Source organism: Pseudoalteromonas pernae, from assembly GCF_039831865.1.
GTDB lineage: Bacteria > Pseudomonadota > Gammaproteobacteria > Enterobacterales > Alteromonadaceae > Pseudoalteromonas > Pseudoalteromonas pernae.
The window spans coordinates 579,780-599,631 of the sequence record NZ_JBDODM010000002.1; the positions used below are offsets into that span (position 1 = coordinate 579,780).

The 19,852-nt window shown below is 46.3% G+C and carries 15 protein-coding genes; 4 read left to right on the forward strand and 11 right to left on the reverse strand.

What is annotated here, in order from left to right:
• Nucleotides 1–40 precede the first annotated feature (40 nt).
• Complete coding sequence (locus V1358_RS06900; protein ID WP_347393013.1) at nt 41–3,007, forward strand: TonB-dependent receptor domain-containing protein; 2,967 nt, start codon at nt 41–43, stop codon at nt 3,005–3,007.
• A gap of 49 nt (nt 3,008–3,056) precedes the next feature.
• Here the strand turns inward: V1358_RS06900 and V1358_RS06905 are convergent, their stop codons facing one another.
• Nucleotides 3,057–4,016: a hypothetical protein gene (locus V1358_RS06905; RefSeq protein ID WP_347393014.1), complete on the reverse strand. Its 960-nt coding sequence runs from the start codon at nt 4,014–4,016 to the stop codon at nt 3,057–3,059.
• Between the two features lie 39 nt (nt 4,017–4,055).
• Between V1358_RS06905 and V1358_RS06910 the strand changes: the two genes are divergently transcribed.
• Nucleotides 4,056–4,535, forward strand: a complete 480-nt coding sequence (locus V1358_RS06910) for a YcxB family protein (RefSeq protein ID WP_347391752.1) — start codon at nt 4,056–4,058, stop codon at nt 4,533–4,535.
• Between the two features lie 26 nt (nt 4,536–4,561).
• Here the strand turns inward: V1358_RS06910 and csrA are convergent, their stop codons facing one another.
• The 6 genes from csrA to V1358_RS06940 form a co-directional block, all read right to left on the reverse strand.
• Nucleotides 4,562–4,753 (reverse strand): carbon storage regulator CsrA, encoded by a 192-nt coding sequence (csrA, locus tag V1358_RS06915; protein ID WP_347391751.1) that lies wholly within the window; start codon nt 4,751–4,753, stop codon nt 4,562–4,564.
• 92 nt (nt 4,754–4,845) lie between these two features.
• The gene (locus V1358_RS06920; protein ID WP_347393015.1) at nt 4,846–6,063 is read right to left on the reverse strand and encodes an aspartate kinase; all 1,218 of its coding nucleotides are present in this window, start codon (nt 6,061–6,063) and stop codon (nt 4,846–4,848) included.
• 49 nt (nt 6,064–6,112) lie between these two features.
• Complete coding sequence (gene alaS, locus V1358_RS06925; protein WP_347391749.1) at nt 6,113–8,713, reverse strand: alanine--tRNA ligase; 2,601 nt, start codon at nt 8,711–8,713, stop codon at nt 6,113–6,115.
• Nucleotides 8,714–8,723: 10 nt separating this feature from the next.
• Complete coding sequence (locus tag V1358_RS06930; protein ID WP_347391748.1) at nt 8,724–9,182, reverse strand: regulatory protein RecX; 459 nt, start codon at nt 9,180–9,182, stop codon at nt 8,724–8,726.
• Entirely contained in the window at nt 9,182–10,024 is an 843-nt protein-coding gene (locus V1358_RS06935) for a BPSS1780 family membrane protein (RefSeq protein ID WP_347393016.1), read from the reverse strand. Before V1358_RS06935 ends, V1358_RS06930 begins: the two co-directional genes overlap by 1 nt.
• A 34-nt stretch (nt 10,025–10,058) precedes the next feature.
• On the reverse strand, nt 10,059–10,679 hold the full coding sequence (locus V1358_RS06940) for a GTP cyclohydrolase II (protein ID WP_347391746.1): 621 nt from the start codon (nt 10,677–10,679) through the stop codon (nt 10,059–10,061).
• Between the two features lie 258 nt (nt 10,680–10,937).
• Between V1358_RS06940 and V1358_RS06945 the strand changes: the two genes are divergently transcribed.
• Nucleotides 10,938–11,333 carry a rhodanese-like domain-containing protein gene (locus V1358_RS06945; protein ID WP_347393017.1) on the forward strand — a complete coding sequence of 132 codons (396 nt, stop codon included), beginning with the start codon at nt 10,938–10,940 and terminating at the stop codon, nt 11,331–11,333.
• Here the strand turns inward: V1358_RS06945 and V1358_RS06950 are convergent.
• The 4 genes from V1358_RS06950 to V1358_RS06965 all read right to left on the reverse strand — a co-directional run bounded on the left by V1358_RS06950 (nt 11,320) and on the right by V1358_RS06965 (nt 15,987).
• The gene (locus V1358_RS06950) at nt 11,320–11,964 is read right to left on the reverse strand and encodes a 3'-5' exonuclease (RefSeq protein WP_347393018.1); all 645 of its coding nucleotides are present in this window, start codon (nt 11,962–11,964) and stop codon (nt 11,320–11,322) included. The two genes, V1358_RS06945 and V1358_RS06950, sit on opposite strands and share 14 nt — an antisense overlap.
• Nucleotides 11,965–11,966: 2 nt before the next feature.
• Entirely contained in the window at nt 11,967–13,817 is a 1,851-nt protein-coding gene (locus V1358_RS06955; protein WP_347393019.1) for a DUF294 nucleotidyltransferase-like domain-containing protein, read from the reverse strand.
• Nucleotides 13,818–13,987: 170 nt separating this feature from the next.
• Nucleotides 13,988–15,712 (reverse strand): sodium:solute symporter family protein, encoded by a 1,725-nt coding sequence (locus V1358_RS06960; RefSeq protein ID WP_347391742.1) that lies wholly within the window; start codon nt 15,710–15,712, stop codon nt 13,988–13,990.
• A gap of 11 nt (nt 15,713–15,723) precedes the next feature.
• Nucleotides 15,724–15,987, reverse strand: coding sequence for a DUF4212 domain-containing protein (locus tag V1358_RS06965; RefSeq protein ID WP_347391741.1), 264 nt, complete (start codon nt 15,985–15,987; stop codon nt 15,724–15,726).
• Between the two features lie 333 nt (nt 15,988–16,320).
• On the opposite strand from V1358_RS06965, the gene V1358_RS06970 reads away from it, so the two are divergent.
• Nucleotides 16,321–19,752 (forward strand): PAS domain-containing hybrid sensor histidine kinase/response regulator, encoded by a 3,432-nt coding sequence (locus V1358_RS06970; RefSeq protein WP_347393020.1) that lies wholly within the window; start codon nt 16,321–16,323, stop codon nt 19,750–19,752.
• The last annotated feature ends 100 nt before the right edge of the window (nt 19,753–19,852 follow it).

Below are 19,852 nucleotides of genomic sequence, written 5' to 3' on the forward strand. Positions count from 1 at the left end.
CTGTAGTATTAGATAACTCTAATAACTAGGGAGAAAGACAATGTTAAAATCCAGACTTACGCTGGCGCTTCAGCTCGCCCTCGGCGTCGGAATATCCTCTTTAGCTCTTACCTCACCCACTGCTTTTGCAGCTGGCGAAGATGAAGAAGCTAACAAAGACATAGAAGTCATCGCGGTAACAGGGAGTCGTATTCGCCAACCCGGTGCGGTATCAGCGAGTCCTATCACTTCAATTGGTGAGCAAGAGCTTGCCTTCCAACAAGAACCCGAAGTAGAACAAGTTCTCAGAACTCTGCCATCTACGATTCCTGGTGATGGTAGTAACGTTAACAACGGCTCGGCTGGTGCAGCTACCGTAAACCTTCGCGGTCTGGGCTCACAACGCTCGCTGATCCTTGTGAACGGCCGCCGCATGATCCCATACAACTACAACGGTTCAGTAGACACCTCCGTAATACCCGCGGCACTTGTTGAGCGTATTGATGTGGTCACAGGTGGTGCCTCGGCAGTATATGGTTCAGACGCTATAGCCGGTGCAGTTAACTTCGTGCTCAAAGATGACTTCGAAGGTATTGCACTGAATACTTCACACCAAGTAACCGATGAAAACGATGGTGATAAAGATAATATCTCGCTCACCATTGGTTCCAATTTAGCCGATGATCGCGGTAACGTTGTATTGTCGTTAGATTGGACAAAACGTAAAGATATCCGTCTGGGCGATCGTCCGCTTGGCCTTTTAGGCATCGAAACGGACTCAGGTGCTAACTATGAGCAATTTCTCAATGGTGAGCCACCTATCCCAGCACCGCCAGAATGTGAGGCTCCTAACTCAGTAGAAAGCGGCGGTTCAACAACGGCTATACCGACACGTTTCGCTATCGTCGGCGGTGGCGCAAGTTCATCTGGGCAATTTAGAAACGATGGTACACTCGCTGCTGATACCTGTAGTGTATTCAACTTCAACCCTTATAACTTCTACCAAACACCATCAGAAAGATACTCTGGTACTGCATTGGCACACTACAGCTTGAATGACGAGCATGAGGTCTACTCATCACTGACCTACAGCTCTATTTCCGTTGATACCCAAGTAGCACCTTCGGGCACATTTGGTTCTTCGTTTGACTTACCATTATTCAACCCACTGATTGGCGACCAAGCACGCCAATTTATGATTGATGCAGGGAATACAGCATTAGCGAACAACCTACTGGGCGCCAACAACTGGAATGATGTCAATGGTAATGGTGTGGTAGACGAAGAAGACTACCTCACCGTACAGCTACGACGTCGTACTCTTGAATTAGGAGCACGTACTGAGCGTTACGATACATCCTTGTTCCAATTCGTGACTGGTGTAAATGGTTACTTCTTTGACGATTGGCAATATGACGTGAGCTTCCAATATGGTGAGTCCAACCGTACTACCGTACGTGGTGGTTACACCAACCTCACTAACATCCAAAATGCATTAGATACAGCTGATGGCGTTACCTGTCTAAATGGCGACCCTACCTGTGTGCCTATTAATCTTTTTGGCGGCTTTGGTACCATTACAGACGAAATGGCAGGCTATGCGACAGCGATTGCGCTGCAGCAACAAAAATATAGCCAACGTATTGCTACTGCAACGGTGAATGGTCCAATCGAGTTTATCGAAATTCCTGGTGCGGGTGCACCGCTGGCGATGAGCTTCGGTTATGAGTATCGTAAAGAGAAAGGTTTATTTGAGCCTGATGAGTGTTTGAAACTTGCTCCTGCAAGCTGTCAAGGTGGTGCCGGTGGTAACCAGCTTCCTATCGAGGGTGGCTTCACAGTCGACGAACTCTTCTTGGAAGGTTACCTACCTGTACTGGACAGCATGGCCTTAGCTGAAACGCTCGATGTTGAGTTTGGTTTCCGTTGGGCTGATTACGACACGGTGGGCTCGAATGAAACATGGAAGTTAGGTTTCAACTGGCGCCCAGTGAGCAGCGTACTTGTTCGTGTAATGCAGCAACAAGCAACACGCGCACCAAACGTGGGGGAAATTGCTTCTCCGGTTGTAACTGGACTTGATAATGCCGGCGGTGACCCTTGTTCTGTGGGTAACGCAGGTAATATCGACGCAACGCTTCGTGCTCTTTGTGTGTCAACAGGTATGAGTGATGCGCAAGTAGGTAACGTACAAGATGTCATCTCAGGTCAGGTACAGGTTATCTCTGGTAGTGATCCATTGAATCCACCTGATGCAGAAGAGGCATCGACGTTTACCGCTGGTATCGTGTGGACACCTGAGTTCGATACGTTACAAAACTTCACTATCAGCTTGGACTACTATGATATCGACATCGATGACATTATCGGTGAATTCTCAGCACAGGAGATTTTAGATGCCTGTTATGAGCTAGGAGATACAACTGAGTGTGCCAAGATCAGACGTGTTGGTGGTGACTTAACCGTTGCCGGTGCGGGTATTGAACAATACACCACAAACTTGAAGAACCTTCGCGCTGAAGGTGTCGAGCTCGGTTTCAACTTTGCTTGGCCACTAGACAGCATGGGTGAGTTGCAGTTCTCAGGAACTATCAATAAATACCTTACTCAGGAATCACAAAGCTCTGATACAGCACGTGTGATTGATTGTAAAGGCTACTACAGCACCAGCTGTGATCCGCTTGCTGAGCTAAGATGGGTTCAACGTACCACCTGGGCGATGGATGACTTCACTGTATCATTGCAATGGCGTCACATTGACGGTATCGACGTAGAGCCGATTGTTGTCGATGATTACTTCGAAGATTTTAGAAGTATCGACTCATATGATTACTTTGATTTATATGCAAATTATCATATCACCGAAAATATCACAGCAAGTCTAGGTATTGATAACCTATTTGAGAAAGATGCACCTGTAGTAGGTGGTGAAGCAGGTGATACGAGTTCAAACTCAGGTAACACCTTCCCGAGTAACTATGACGTTCTAGGACGTAAGTTTAAATTGGGCGTTCGCTTCCAGTTCTAATCGTTTCCCGAACGATATAAAACCGCGCACTTAACATTGCGCGGTTTTTTTATTCACATTGGCTCGGTGCTGCCCCCAAAAGGGTTGTAAGGGAGAAAACCTCATCACTTTGGGTGTTAACCGTCACTTGAGCGATATCTAGCACTCGAAAATCACCCGGCGCATTTAAGTGCCACAATCCAGACTCGCGCCGAGAAAAACAAAACTCAGCGGTATCACCATGAACGAGCAACACCGGAATGTCGCTTTGTTTTGCCAACTCATCAAAGAGCACTTGGTATTGATTCAGGCCATCACACTGGGTCTGTTTCTGAGCACTGCATGCGGGTCCATAGTTGTTGTGCTGGTAAATATCTGCCTGAATAAATATAACCATAGCCGCAGGCGCGAGTGCATCAGAACCAACTTCCTTCGCTTGGCCTGCAGTATGCTGAGCAAGCCAGTGTTTGTTCAGCGCGTCTCTTTTTTGTGTCTGCGCCAATGCTGTTTGCGCGTTAGAGCTGAATACTTGTGCTCGAGCGTTATTGGTGCCCACCACATGCAAAGTAACATACTGCACATCATCGATACGCCATGCTTGGTTTTCTGGTTGTTCGGGCTGGCGTGAATAGTTCGCTAATGGCAATTGTGCCGTCGCAAATTGGCTGCGCACAAATGCTAGGCGTTCAAGTTCATCGAACGTAGGGTTCAGGGTCTTACGGTCACAATCGGTCCAATCGTTGTCACCCGGCGTGTAGACAAGCGGTTTCTCAGACAAGGCATCCAACATCGCATAGTTACCTTGTAGTAATTCATCCGTACATGGTGTTGCTCCGGATTTCATGTCCCCCACATGCGCAACAAATAGGTGTGGGGTTTGCTGTACAGCTTGATATAATTGCCCATCAGGAGCACTTAACAATGCTTCATCGACTGGTGTATATGGCATATCGCCAAATACTAAAAATTGTTGTGGTGCCGCTGATGTAAAAAAGGCTGATAACGCACTCAATAACACTAAAAAACGCATAATGATCCCTTTGTTAGTTCGAAGGTTTAGCGAGTAACGATGAAATACAATACATCCTATATCTTGAACAAAGAATACTTTATTGAAAGTTATGAACAGTCACTACCATTTAGCGACAGAAGAAAGCCTAAATATGGCCTCGTCGTATTTCTCGCTGCGTTAGCCCTAGTTAGCATATATATGCTGCAAAATAATTATCTGGGGTACTTTCTACTGGGCTTAGCGATTCTTGAGGTCATCGCCTTTACCTATCAAAAAGCATGGTGGGTAGCGAGACAACGCTTATCCCGTGCGGCTGGGAATGAGATTCATCTAACTATAGATGAAGAAGGCATAAGCACGCTTTGTAATGGAGTTAAAAAACGCCAAGTATGGAATGACATTGAGCAAGTGGTGGAAACTGAGCTAGGGATCATTATCATCAATGACAAAGGGCACCGTCATTATCTTAGTAAGGCGACTCTTAATGAAGAGTCAATTAACTTTATCCTAGCCCAGAAAAAACAAAAGCCACTTTAGAAGTGGCTTCGTCTCGAATCTATTTATTAAGCATTACCAGGGTTTGAGCCTGATTTTTCTGCCTGAATTCGCATGTAAATTTCTTCACGGTGTACTGATACATCTTTAGGTGCATTAACACCAATGCGCACTTGGTTGCCCTTAACACCTAAAACTGTGACAGTTACTTCATCACCGATCATTAGGGTTTCACCAACTCGACGAGTAAGAATTAGCATTCTCTTGCTCCCATTGTTCCAAATTAGTCAAAAATTCCGTCAGCGGCATTTTAATGAATTTTCAGTATAAACGTAAGTAAAACTTTGTTTAATTATTCATCTGCCATGATAAAAGTTGCATGTAATGCTCTTACTGCCAGCTCTAGAAATTGGCGCTCAATTAACACTGAAAGCTTTATCTCTGAAGAGCTTGCTATGAATACATCAATATTCTCATCCGCGAAAACACGAAAGAACTGACTGACTATCGATGCATTCGTCTTTATACCTGTGCCCACGAGTGAAAGCATTGCTAAGTCATCTCGACTAGTCATTTGCGCCCCACTAATAGCACTGTTTTTTGATAATGCCGTAAGTGCTTGGCGTAATTCAAGGCTAGGTACACTTATAGCATAGTCTACTTTGCCACAGTTTTTATAAACTTGATTAATTACATCAACTTCTATTGCTTTTTGCGCAAGAATATCGAGTATATCAGCCAAGATAACAGGGTGGGCATCACAACCATTTATGCTAATAAGCGCCTGCTCTCTTTTGAACGCAATTCCCGACACATTTTGCGATTGCATTGGCTCGTCCTCGTCAGTTAATACCAGTGTTCCCTGATCAGGGTTAAAACTCGAAAGAACGCGCAGCGGTACCTTGTAGTGTGCTGCTGCTTCCACGGAGCGAATATGCAGCACCTTAGCGCCCATGCTTGCCATCTCCAGCATAGCCTTCACCCCTATGGTATCCAAGCGCCGCGCATTTTTTTCCACTCGGGGGTCTGTGCTGTAAACGCCATCCACATCAGTAAAAATTTGGCATTCATCAGCATTGATTGCGCCCGCGATAGCCACCGCAGAGGTGTCGCTGCCACCACGCCCTAAAGTGGTAATATTGCCTTCGCTATCACGACCTTGAAAGCCTGCCGCAATGACTATACGACCATGACGCAGCTCTTGGCGAATACGCTTATCATCAATATGAGTAATACGCGCTTTGGTGTAAAGGTTATCGGTTTGCATACCTAGCTGATCCCCAAGCAGGCTCACTGCTGGGTAGCCCTTGCGGATCAGGACCATGGATAGAAGAGATGCGGTGACTTGCTCACCGGTACTGACTAACACATCAAGTTCGCGCGTACTTGGTACATCGTCTACTTGATGTGCGAGCGCTAACAGCCGATTGGTCTCACCAGACATCGCTGAAACTACAGCAACAACCTGATGGCCAAGCTGACGCTGGCGAATAATGATATCGGCAACAGCCTCAATGCGCTCAATTGAGCCCACTGAGGTGCCACCAAATTTTTGCACAAATAAGGCCACTGTTTATCAACGAGCCTTACACGTCAGCATCAAAAGTGATGCCCACGATTTATCCACGCTCACTCACCCAAGCTTCAACGCTTGCTAGAGCAGCATCAAGGTTCTGTGGTTGTGAGCCACCAGCTTGTGCCATGTCAGGACGACCACCACCTTTACCGCCCACTTGCGAGGCCATGTGGTTAACTAGTTCACCAGCTTTGAATTGACCCGTTAGGTCTTTAGTCACACCGGCAATTAAGCTTACTTTGTCATCGTTAGCAACACCAAGTGCAATGATACCAGAACCTAGTTTGTTCTTAAGATCATCCATCATGCCACGCAACGCTTTGCTTTCAGTGCCTGCAACATTCGCAATCAACACTTTCACACCAGCGATTTCTTTGACGCTGTCTAGAAGCGATGCGCCTGCTGCGCTTGCAAGCTTGTCGTTAAGTTGACTCACCTGCTTTTCAAGGCCCTTTGAGCGCTCGATTAAGGCTTGCACTTTGTCTAATACACTCGCGCTGTCTGCTTTTAACAACGATGCGATTTGCGATAATGTACCTTCTTGAGTGGCCACATAATCCAATGCATCTGCGCCTGTTACCGCTTCAATACGGCGAACGCCGGCCGCGATACCCGCTTCCGATACGATCTTAAACAAACCGATATCACCGGTGCGTGTTACGTGCGTACCACCACACAGCTCGATTGAGTAATCGCCGATACTAACAACACGCACTTCGTCATCATACTTTTCACCGAACAGCGCCATAGCGCCCTTTTCTTTGGCATCATCAATAGCCATCAATTCAGTTTCGAGCGCAAAGTTGTGACGAATTTCATCATTCACTTTCTTCTCGATACGCTGCAACTGCTCTGCTGTTACACCTTCAAAGTGTGAGAAGTCGAAACGTAAGCGGTCTGGTTGTACAAGTGAACCTTTCTGGTTTACGTGCTCACCGAGTTCTTGGCGAAGTGCCTCGTGAATCAAGTGTGTCGCCGTATGATTTTTCTTGATGCGGTCACGACGTTCAGTATCGATACGTGCGTCAACCTTATCGTTTACACCGATTTTGCCTACTACTTTACCGTGATGGGCAAAAGCGTTACCAAGCTTTTGTGTATCGGTAACAACGAACTCACCATTACTGGCTTTCAATACGCCCATATCGCCAACTTGGCCACCTGACTCAGCATAGAATGGTGTGCGGTCTAGAATTACAATGCCTTCTTGACCGTCTTCAAGCACACTGACCTTCTCACCGGCTGCGAATAACTCAACAACAGTGCCACTGTGATGTTCAGCTTCATAGCCTTTAAAGGTTGTGCTTTTATCTGAGCGTAATTGCGTGTTGTAATCAGCTCCGAATTTACCTGCCTGTTGTGCTGTTTTACGCTGCACGTCCATGCACTCTTGGAAGCCTTGCTCATCAATTGTCATGAAACGCTCACGCGCTACGTCAGCAGTTAAGTCCGCAGGGAAACCATAAGTATCATAAAGTTTAAATACCACATCACCTGGGATCACATCACCTTCAAGTGTGCTTAAGTGCTCTTCAAGAATTGCTAGGCCACGCTCAAGCGTCTTGCCAAATTGCTCTTCTTCAATACGTAACACTTTCTCAATGATTGCTTGTTTCTGTGCAAGCTCAGGGTAAGCATCGCCCATTTGCGCAACCAATTCGGCAACAATCTTATGGAAGAACGTGCCTTTGGCGCCTAGCTTGTTACCGTGGCGCACTGCACGACGAATGATACGACGCAATACATAACCACGGCCTTCGTTGGATGGCATGACACCGTCTTGCACTAAGAATGCACATGAGCGGATGTGGTCAGCGATTACGCGCAGTGACTTGTCTTCTAAATCTTGTGCATTGGTCACTTTTGCTGCAGCACTGATCAGAGCTTGGAATAAGTCGATTTCATAGTTTGAGTGCACGCCTTGTAGAATCGCAGCAATACGCTCAAGACCCATACCCGTGTCTACACACTGCTTAGGAAGTGGTTCCATCGTGCCATCGGCATGGCGGTTGTATTGCATGAATACAAGGTTCCAAATTTCGATAAAACGGTCACCGTCTTCTTCAGGTGAACCCGGAGGGCCACCCCAGATTTCTTCGCCGTGGTCATAGAAAATTTCAGAACAAGGTCCACACGGGCCTGTATCACCCATTGACCAGAAATTATCGCTTGTAGCAATGCGAATGATACGGTCTTCACTTAGACCCACTTCTTTATGCCAAATGTTAAACGCATCTTCATCGTCATGATATATCGTCACTAGCAGCTTTTCTTTAGGCAACTCAACTACTTCAGTTAAGAACTCCCACGCAAACTTGATTGCGTCCTGCTTAAAGTAATCACCAAAGCTAAAGTTACCCAACATTTCAAAGAACGTGTGGTGACGAGCGGTATAACCTACGTTTTCAAGGTCATTGTGTTTACCACCTGCACGCACACAACGCTGAGCACTGGCTGCACGGTTGTATGGGCGCGTTTCTGCACCTAGGAATACGTCTTTAAATGGCACCATACCCGCATTGTTGAATAACAATGTTGGGTCGTTACCCGGAACCAAAGAAGCCGAAGGCACCACTTGGTGTTGATGCTTGGCAAAAAAGTCTAAGAATTTCTGTCTTAGCTGTGCGGTCGTCAAATGCTGCATTACGTTTATCTCACTCGTCTTTCGCTTCAAGTGCAAATTCAATATGTTGAAAGTCAAAGCCCCGCGCCGTTAAATAACGTATACGCTTGGCTTTTTCTTTGTAATCTAGTGTCTCATCCACCGTTTTATACTTGCGGCGGTAAGCCTCATCGGCCAATTCAAACCAATCGACATCCATTTCGCTGAGCGCCATTTCTACTTGCTCTCGAGCAAGTCCTTTACTTTGGGCATCTGCGACTATTCTGCGCGGCCCATGGCGCTTATCTATCGCACGGCGAATAAAGCTCGTGCAATAACGGTCATTGTCCAAATACCGTTGTTGCTCACACCAATCTAAAAGTTCGGTGGCAAAATCTTCGGGAACCTGACGCTGTTGTAATTTACGCTCTAGTTCCCTGCGACTGTAGTCTTGTCTGCCTAATAACCACAGTACATAGTTCTTCTGTTTTTGCTTTTCGCTGTCATCCATTAAGCGTCAAACCGGCCATTAGAGCTAGTGTTATCCTGCTCATTAGCGCTGTGCTGAGCATCGCTGTTTTGCCCCTTAACAGATTGACCACTTTGATGATCATCTTGGCCATTTTCGTGTAGTTGAGGCATAAACATCGCTTGGAATGCAATGAAGAGGCTAATGTAGCAAATCGGCATCACAACAAGAAGCGGAATAAACGATAAAAATGCACAAACAAGCAACAGACCACCCGCGATTAAACCATAAACGCTCAGTGCTGCCATGTTGTGGTAAAACGCCATAAGACTCGCTTTCATTACTTCAATAATTGACGTGTGTCGGCCGAAGTAAACAAGTGGTACAGCGAAGGCAAAAGCACATAAGTAAATGCTCACTGCAATCAAAAATAGGGCTAAAGAGCCAAAAGAAAAGCTTTGCGCAAGTTGCTGCAACGCAGTTTGCGGGTCTAAGTCAGTTTGCGTCATCAGTTCTATAACATCAGCAAACAATACGCTCGCCAGCATACCTAAGAGCAAAGCCGCACCCATCTGATACAAACCGACTCGGAACAAGCCTATACGACGCCCCTTCTGTGAGAACACATTGAGGATATCGGCGAACGCTATTTTTTGTCCTTGTTGGCGCCTCAAAGCTGCACCGTATAAACCCGCCATCAAAAATGGTGTCGCCAAGGCCGCTGGAATTTTCAGAACTGGCGCAATCAAGCCTATAAGCCCAAAGATGCCAATAAACAAATACATGAACATAAAAATAAATGGCTGAGTTTGAAACACATCCAAACCAGCTTTGAACCAGCGCGCCCCCGCACTGGCCTTATATACTTTAATTTCTATCGCCATTGTAACGAATGTTCCTTAATCGCTCGTGAGCGCATTATGTCTTGTTGATTTTCTTAATATCTAACATGTGCGCGCCATGTTTTATTTTTGTTTCTAAGTAGGCTTGGTTACCCGTTTGCCCTACTTTTATGTGCGCCGCTGTACCGACAACACTTTTCACGTCAATACCGTTGTCGCGCAGCGCATCGAGCTTTTTAGGATTATTGGTGACGAGTTTAACTTGTGAAACCCCCAAAGCTTTGAGCATCAGCACTGCATCAGAGAATTCTCTTAGGTCATCGGCAAAGCCAAGCTGGTTGTTTGCTTCGTAGGTGTTCATGCCCTGCGATTGCAACACATAGGCATCGAGTTTGTTGTACAAACCAATACCACGCCCCTCTTGGCGAAGGTAAAGCAGTACGCCCCCTTGCTCGTGCATCATTTCAATGGTTTCATTGAGTTGCTCGCCACAATCACAGCGGCTCGAATGAAAAACATCGCCCGTTAAGCACTCAGAGTGCATGCGAATTAAAGGCGTGGTCTGCTGATCTGCTTCATTAAAAATTAAAGCCACGTGCTCTTGACCATCTTTCAAACCACTAAAAGATACGATCTCGGCAGGGATATCACTTTTTTTGCCCACGTTTAAATGGACTCTCGCTCTGACTTCAGCCACGGCTATTCACTCTGTACGGATATAAAGTTGTTACAGTATAACAAAACCAACCTTTTCGGTCAGCTCGTATAAGCTCGTAAATGGGGGCAATGATAGCATGAAACAAGTGACGCTCGCGACGCCCAATCGGAAGATTAAGCCAACATCAAAGTTGTGCTATGGTTAGGGACGTAAACTGATAATTGAAATGCGTGATGATCGATGCGTAATTTGCCAACGTTCATCGCTTTAAGGCTGTTGGTAACACAAGGAAAAACAATGAATAAATTAAGTCTTAGCGTAATAAGCATGCTCGCGATTATGGCCTTAATGGCACCGAGCATGGCACAGTCAAAAGCGCAAGATATTGCACAGCAACAACTGCTAGTTGACCGCTTTGAAGCGCAGCCTATGCAGCTGCTTGATGTACGTTCGAGCGAAGAATATCAACAAGGCCATATCAAAGGCGCAATTAATATTAGCTTTGACGTAATTAGTGAGCATGCTGCAAAGCTAGATAAAGAACAGCCTATCGTTGTCTACTGTCGCAGCGGCCGCAGAGCAGGCATTGCTATTGAAACCTTACAACAGTTAGGTTTCACTAAGCTTTACCATTTAGAAGGCGACATGATGGGCTGGACTGAAAAGGACTTACCGGTGATTACCCAGCCGTGATTAGTTCACTCAGTGCTACTGGCTCTTGCTTACTAACATGATTTGCTTGAGCCAAAAACAACTCCGCCGTAGCTAGGGCATCGCTGAGCGCATCGTGAGAGGTGTGGGCCATGAGCCCATATCTTTGCCTGCACGCTTCCAAAGACAACGCATCAAAGGCAATATCATTCCCTTGCCTTGCTAATCTACGCTGTTCTATCTTGAGCGTATCAAGCACAATGCGAGGTAACTCGATATGGTGCTCTTTGCACACCACATTCAAAAAGCGCGTATCGAGCAAGCTGTTATGAAACACCAAAATACTGTCATCACAGATACGCGCGAAGTGCTCTAGAATTTCCTCCATGGGCAACCCTTCTTTGGCTAATCTTTGCGCTGTAATACCATGATAAATCGGCGATTGCGCCAGCTCCAACACTCCTTCATGGAGTAAGTGACCACTTTGATGTAACTTGATACTTTGCTGCTCAATCACCACCCATGCCAGAGATACCACTTCATGTTCTTTGGGATTTAAACCCGTCAACTCTAAATCCACCACCACAAAACGGTGTTCGTACCAAGGTTTGGATAGCCCATGCGCATCGAAACCGAGCTTTGCAATTAACTGCTGCCACCACGAGTAGGTCATGCTTATAAGCTCCCACGAGCGAACTTAAAGCTCGCGGCTTGTTGCGCTTGGCGTACCAAATAAAATGCTTCTTTGAGCTGATGGCGCTCCAACGAAGTGAGCCTATCTGGGTTAATACAGTTACTGGGCAACTGCTCGCTATCAAGCTGAGCATGAAGTCGTAGTTGCGTCAAATAGCGCCAGCAATCCTTCAAATCAAAAATATCTTTTTTCGATAAAAATTGCGTTTTCGTCAACGCATCCAAGCGCTCCAAGGTACTGGCATAGCGAATATTGGCCTGTAATGCATACAAACGCACAATATCATTGATAATCACAATGCCGCGGCGCTTTAAATCGATGAACTTGTGGTGCTGCTCGTCCGCTTCAGTTTTCAATTGATTGAACAGGCCGATAGGCACTGAATTGAGGTTGAGCTCACTTGCTAGGGCGCGATAAAACAACTGGTCTGGCTTTAAAGCAGATAGCGCTTCGCTAAAATCTGCAAATAAATCGCTCGACCCAGTGATAAAACGTAAATCGAAGAATATCTTGCAGTTAAGCATGGCCTCTGGTGTGGGCGTTGCCAACCATTTAGAAAACTTAGCCAGCCAATCTTTCAAGGTCAATCGGCATTGCTCGTTACTGGCCATAATATTACCCGGACACCGCACAATGCCACATACATCCAACTGCTCACAAACAAACTCTCCCATGCGCTTGAAGTAATCCATTTGCTCTGGTGTAAGGTCATTGGGAAGCAATAGACCATTATCTTGGTCTGAGTGTAAAGTTTGCTCTTCCCGCGCTTGCGAACCAAAACAAATCCAACTGAAACGTGTTGGCGCGTCACCATGTTGTTGCTGAAACAGCTGAATCAAACGGGTGGTCAACGCATCACTGATACCACTAAGTAACTTGCCAATAAGACTAATATCGTCAATATGATAGGCAAAGCCGTCCAGCAGCTCTGGAACCTCTTGCGCATAGCGTTTTAAATCCGCTATACCGCTGGCTTTATAAATACGGCCAATCAGTTGTACAGGGTCGCTTTTTTGCTGACGCAGCAAGTCGGTCGATGTCACCATGCCCATCGGTTGATGATGCTCATTCAGCACAGGGAGATGGTGAATATTGTGCTTAAGCATCAAATGCATGGCAGAAAAAACCCGATTATTCTCGAAAATATACTTGGGGTTCTTGGTCATGATCTCGCTAATGCTTTGCTGTGGGTCGACCCCTTTTGCAAGCACACGCGAGCGCAAGTCTCTGTCTGTCACTACGCCTATCAAGCGCTGTTCCATCGGTTGCCCTTGCACCACCATAATAGAAGAGACTCGATGATCACTCATAGTCTGCGCACAAGTGTGTATTGTCGCTTCGGGTGTCAATGTAACTGGCTGACGCGTCATCAAATCGGCAATTTTACGTTCCGACCATGAGTCACTGTGATGCTGAAATTTAGTTGATAAAAGACGATTGGAGTGAGCACGAACAAAATACTGCTCAAACGCTTTGTACTCGCGGCGCAGATAATCAAAATCTTGTTGGTTTAACACGTACACTAAGGCTTCTTGCTTGACCTCGATGCGGTTTTTGATTGCCTCGCCGCTAAGCAAGGATGGGTAACCAAAATAGTCACCGCTGGTTAAGCGAGCAATAGCATCACCATCGGGCGATACTAACTCTACAACTCCACTGCGGATGAGGAAAAGTTTTGGGTGTGCAGAGTCTAGCCACAAGTGTTGGTTTTCGCGGGTGACGTAAATCACCTCGAGATGATGACAAAAATAATCAGAGGTTGAATCTGGTAAAGCATTAAATGGCGCTTGCTGGGCCACAAAATCCAAAATATCTTGGTGTTGGGCATTCATAGTCCACGTCCTAATTCCGAAAAGTGATGTTGTTCCACATGCCTTCATGCTCCTTGCGCGTGGGTTGCCATCTCACAGTGGATAGTTACAGCCTAGGTCTAATTTACAGACAAAAAAAGCCCGACCTTGGTCTAAGGTCGGGCTCTACTATCACGCTGTATTAGGCGGAATTAGTGGGCATGAGCGGCTGAAGAACCTTTCGGGTTACGAATACTTTCAACCATTTCTTTGATCTCATCCGGTGTTTCTGCGGTCATACGTTGCACAACAGCAGCCACAACGAAGTTCACAATCATACCAAGTAGACCAATACCCTCTGGCGAAATACCAAGGAACCAGTGCTCAGGGGAGTTCAGCTCTGGGCTTACAAACTTGAAGAAGATAATGTAAGCCGCGGTGAAACCAATACCCGTTACCATACCGGCAATCGCACCTTCTTTATTCATGCGTTTTGAGAATATACCCATGATAATTGCTGGGAAGAAACTCGCTGCCGCAAGGCCGAAGGCAAATGCCACCACCGAAGCCACAAAGCCAGGTGGGTTAATACCAAAGTACGCTGAGATACCAATTGCCACCATGGCTGCTAAACGCGCTGCCAAGAGCTCCTGTTTATCGCTGATATCAGGCTTTAAGGTCCGCTTGAGTAAGTCATGCGACACCGAAGTTGAGATAACCAGCAACAGACCGGCCGTTGTTGATAGCGCCGCAGCGATACCACCAGCCGCAACTAATGCAATAACCCACGCTGGTAAGTCTGCAATTTCAGGGTTAGCCAGTACCATGATGTCGCGGTCAACGTTCACTTCGTTTGCACTTGCAGGATCGTCAATCTTACCCGCTGAGTAGAACATACGGCCGTCGCCATTCTTATCGTTGAATGTGATTAAGCCTGTTTTCTCCCAGTTTTTGATCCATTGCGGTGCTTCTTCATAAAGCGTACCACTGCCGTCTTTACCATTGATAGTATCAATCATGTTTACACGAGCGAATGACGCAACAGCAGGTGCTGTGGTGTACACGATAGCGATGAATACCAAAGTCCAGGCCGCCGAGATACGTGTATCACGAACACGAGGCACGGTGAAGAAACGAACGATTACGTGTGGAAGACCTGCTGTACCGACCATAAGCGCGCCAGTAATTGCGAATACATCAATCATGCTCTTGGAGCCTTCGGTGTATTGGGCAAATCCGAGTTCGGTACTGAGTCCGTCGAGTTTATCAAGCAGATACATGCCTGAGCCGTCAGACAAGGTCGCACCAAAGCCTGTTTGTGGAAGTAAGTGACCCGTCATCATCAATGAAATAAAGATTGCTGGTACAAGGTAAGCAAATACTAATACACAATACTGCGCTACTTGGGTGTAAGTAATCCCTTTCATGCCGCCTAGAACTGCGTAGAAGAATACAATCACCATGCCGATGTAAACACCGGTTTCAATATCCACTTCTAAGAAGCGTGAGAACACCACACCTACACCACGCATTTGACCTGCGATATAGGTAAAGCAGATGAAGATAGCACAGAAGATAGCAACAACACGTGCCGCTTGAGAGTAGTAACGGTCACCGATGAAATCCGGTACCGTGAACTTACCAAATTTACGTAGGTAAGGTGCTAAACATAAAGCGAGAAGAACGTAACCGCCCGTCCAGCCCATAAGATATACACCACCGTCGTAACCAGCGAACGAGATAATACCCGCCATAGAGATGAACGATGCTGCACTCATCCAGTCAGCAGCTGTTGCCATACCGTTAGCAACGGGTGGTACACCGCCGCCTGCAACATAGAATTCGTTTGTTGAACCCGCACGAGCCCAGATTGCGATGCCGATATACATCGCGAAGCTCAAGCCAACAATTATAAAAGTAAGCGTTTGGACATCCATTATTGTGCTCCTTATTCGTCTACGCCGTATTTCTTATCTAACGCGTTCATTTTGATTGCGTAGACAAAAATAAGAGCAACAAAGGTGTAAATCGCGCCTTGCTGAGAAATCCAGAAGCCGAGTTTAAACCCAAAGAAATGTACTTCGTTTAGTACGTCAACTAACAAAATGCCACAGACATATGAAATGACAAACCACACCGCGAGTAATTTAAACACGAGGCTGAGGTTTTCGCTCCAATAGGCCTTAGCATGTTCTGCGTCTTTAAAAGCCATTTTGTATCCCCTTTACATCATGCACTGAGGCATGATCGGTTGTTATCGTCACTGTTGAATCTAGCAATGCTTTGGCAAGAGGAAATTCAGACCTTAGTCGTAACAAAAATTTAACGCGCTTTTTCAAAAACAGAAAAGCAAGTAAAAACCCATTATTTACATAGACTTATAATTTATTCTTATCATTTTTATATGGTATCAAAACGCATTAACGTGGGCTTAATACATTAGTCTAATAGCCCTTAGTCGCATGACTGAATAATACAAAACCACTGCTAATCACAAACGGCTTTTGCTATGGTAGATGCACTAATAAAAATAACAGCCAATACCATGACGTTAGCTTTAATTCTGGTCTCTCTGGCCTACATTTGTGTTTTATTCTGGTTAGCCAACTGGGGTGATAAAACGACACCGTGGGCGAAGTACATCAGTCACCACCCTTTTGTGTACGCGTTGTCGTTGGGGATCTATTGTACGTCATGGACTTATTATGGTTCGGTAGGAACCGCTGCCAGCAATGGCTGGAGTTACTTACCCATTCTGCTCGGTCCTGTGCTGTTGTTTGTGTTTTTTCAGGGGTTCCTGCGCAAACTAGTACTGGTGAGTAAAAAGCAAAACATCACCACCATCGCCGATTTTATTTCCGCCCGTTACGGTAAGCGTCAGCTTACAGCGATATTCGTCACCTTTATCGCCTTAATGGCAACCATTCCCTATATCGCACTGCAGCTCAAAGCGCTATCCAGCAGCTTCTTACTCTTACCCGGTGGGTCACAAGTCTCCGGCCCAGTATTGGCCTTAGGTGGCGCCTTAATCATGGCAATTTTTGCGATATTCTTTGGGACTCGAAAAGTGGATGTAACCGAGTATCGCTCCGGTCTTATGTTAGCGGTTGCTTTTGAGTCACTAGTGAAATTAATCGCACTAGGATTTGTTGCAGGGCTTGCACTGTACACCTTGTACTCTTTGCCTGATGAAGTCTCACTCGACTCTGTTTGGCAACATTGGCAAGACTCACCAGTGTTTAGTTTTGGCTTTATTGGCCAAACACTAATGGCGGCCACAGCCATTATCTGTTTACCGCGGCAATTCCACGTTACGGTTGTTGATAACCAAGACATTCGCCACTTGCGTACCGCGCGATGGGCATTTCCCTTGTATCTATTACTCATCGCCGCAATGATCGTCCCCATTGCCAGTGCCGCTATCATTCCACAAATTGGCCATGGCCACAGCGCCGATAGTTTTGTATTGGCTTTGCCACTGCAAACTGACCATTCAATCATGACCACGTTTGTGTTTATCGGAGGCTTATCGGCGGCCACGGCTATGATTGTGGTGGCAACACTGACATTGAGCACCATGATTTCGAATGACGTGGTGTTGCCCTTGTTGTTAAAGCGCAAATTTCGTCGCAACCAGCTAAATAGCAGCTATCGCTCGAAAATTTTACTGGTTCGACGCTTCACCATAGGCGCTATTTTATTACTCTCATACCTCTATCAGCAGCTATTTGGGCACGGTGAAACATTGGCATCAATGGGCTTGGTTGCTTTCTCTTTGGTGACACAGCTACTACCGGCGATTGTCGGCGGCTTGTATTGGCGCAAAGGCCATGCATATGGAGTGTACGCAGGTTTAACCGCGGGTGTAGTGTGTTGGACACTGTTTTTACTCATGCCAATCATGAATGCCAACGGGGCTTTGGATAGCGCCGCACAGCAAAACCTCATCACCCAGGGCACACTGATGGCATTGTTTGCCAACATTTGTTGCTATGTAAGTTTCTCTTTGGGTGCACAAGAACGTTTGATTGACCGAATTCAAGCCGCAGCTTTTGTTAATCCGATGGAACAGCTGAACTTTGCCAAGCGCTTGAATAAGAACGTCGACGCTACTGTTTACGATTTCAAAGTATTGTTGCAAACCTTCTTGGGGGCCCAGCGCAGCACTCAGGTACTTGCTCATTACAAACTCAGTGAAGATTTGGGCGAAGACAACAGCCAGCCAACCAATGAATTTATTGCCTACTGCGAACGTGCGCTCACCGGTGTGTTGGGTGCATCATCGGCACAAGCACTTATTCAAACAGTGGCCAGTGGCAAACAATTAGCGTTTGAAGAAGTGGTTAACTTTTTTGATGAGACCACTCAAGCTTTGCGCTTTAACCAAAATTTATTGTTCACCTCGCTGGAAAACCTCAGTCACGGTATTTCCGTTGTCGATAAAGACTTAAATCTGGTGGCCTGGAACAAGCGCTATGCAGAGATGTTTAATTACCCTGAGGGCTTCTTGCAGCAAGGACAACCTATTGAAGAAGTGATCCGCTACAACGCTGTGCGCGGCGAATGTGGCCCCGGGGAAGTCGAACAGCATGTAGAAAAGCGTGTTCGCCACTTACGTAATGGCTCGCCACATCACTTTATTCGCCATCGCCGCAATTCCCAAGTATTTGAAATGATTGGTAACCCCTTACCCGACGGCGGTTTCGTAACCAGCTTCTCAGATATCACCACGCATATGGAAACACAAAATGCGCTGGAAGAAATCAATATGGACTTGGAAAACCGCATTGAAGCACGTACCCAAGAAGTACGAGCAATGAACCAAGACCTCAAAGCGCAAATAGCCAGTCGCGAGCAAATTGAGCAGGCATTAAAAGCGGCCAAACTAGAGGCGGAACGGGCCAATGACAGTAAAACCCGCTTCCTTGCCCTTGCCAGCCATGACATTTTACAGCCATTGAACGCTGCCCGCTTGTATCTGGCTTCGATGGATGAAAAAGAGCTTAGTCAGCACAACAGCAATAGTCTTGAGAAGCTGGGCGACAGCTTAGACAGCACAGTGCATCTGATGTCGGCCTTGCTGGATATTGCCAAATTGGATCAAGGCGCTATGTCCCCAACGCCAAGGCACTTTCATATTGATGATATTCTTGTGCCACTGGTTAACGAATACGCTATTTTGTGCGCCGATAAAGGCTTAAAGCTAACGCTTCGCTCCAACAATGATATCGTCCACAGCGACATCACTTATTTGCGCCGCATTATTCAAAACCTCGTTTCTAACGCAGTTAAATACACACAAAGCGGCAAAGTGTTAGTGGCCTGTCGCCGTCGTAAACACCATTTAAGTATTGAGGTATGGGATACGGGATTAGGTATTAGCGATCACGAGCAACAAAAAATATTTGATGACTTTTATCGCGTTGAATCTGGCGACAATAAAGGTGTAGGTCTGGGACTTGGCGTGGTTAAGCGTATGGTCGATTTATTATCGCACCGACTAACCATGCACTCGGTACTGGGCAAAGGCAGTTGCTTTAAAGTCGAGGTGCCATACGGAAATGCCGAACGCATTCAAACCGCACAAGAGTCGCACAATGCGGTGCAAGCTCAATCTCACTACCATGTCTTGGTGGTCGATGACGAGAGCGCCAACATTGAAGCCATGACCCACTTACTCAATAAATGGGGGGCACAGTGCCACAGCTGCCAAAATGCTCAAGCAGCATTAGAAATAGCGCAAAGCGACACGCAAATTGACGTTATCCTCATGGATTATCAACTTGGAGATGGAGATGATGGCCTGAGTGTGATTGATCAAATTCGCGCAGTTCGTGGCCAGCAATTGCCAGCAATCCTGATCACAGCGGTACGCGATGACACCTTAAAAGCCACCGCCAAAGCCGCGGGTGTGCATTATCTATCTAAACCTGTAAAACCAGCGAAGTTAAAAGCATTATTGAATCATTCTTTGTAATCACACTGCACCTTGATCACGCTGCACCAAGTGCTCAAACACCGAGTCGTTGCCAGCGGACATAAAGCCTGCGCATAATGACCGACGCTTGGTAATGTGA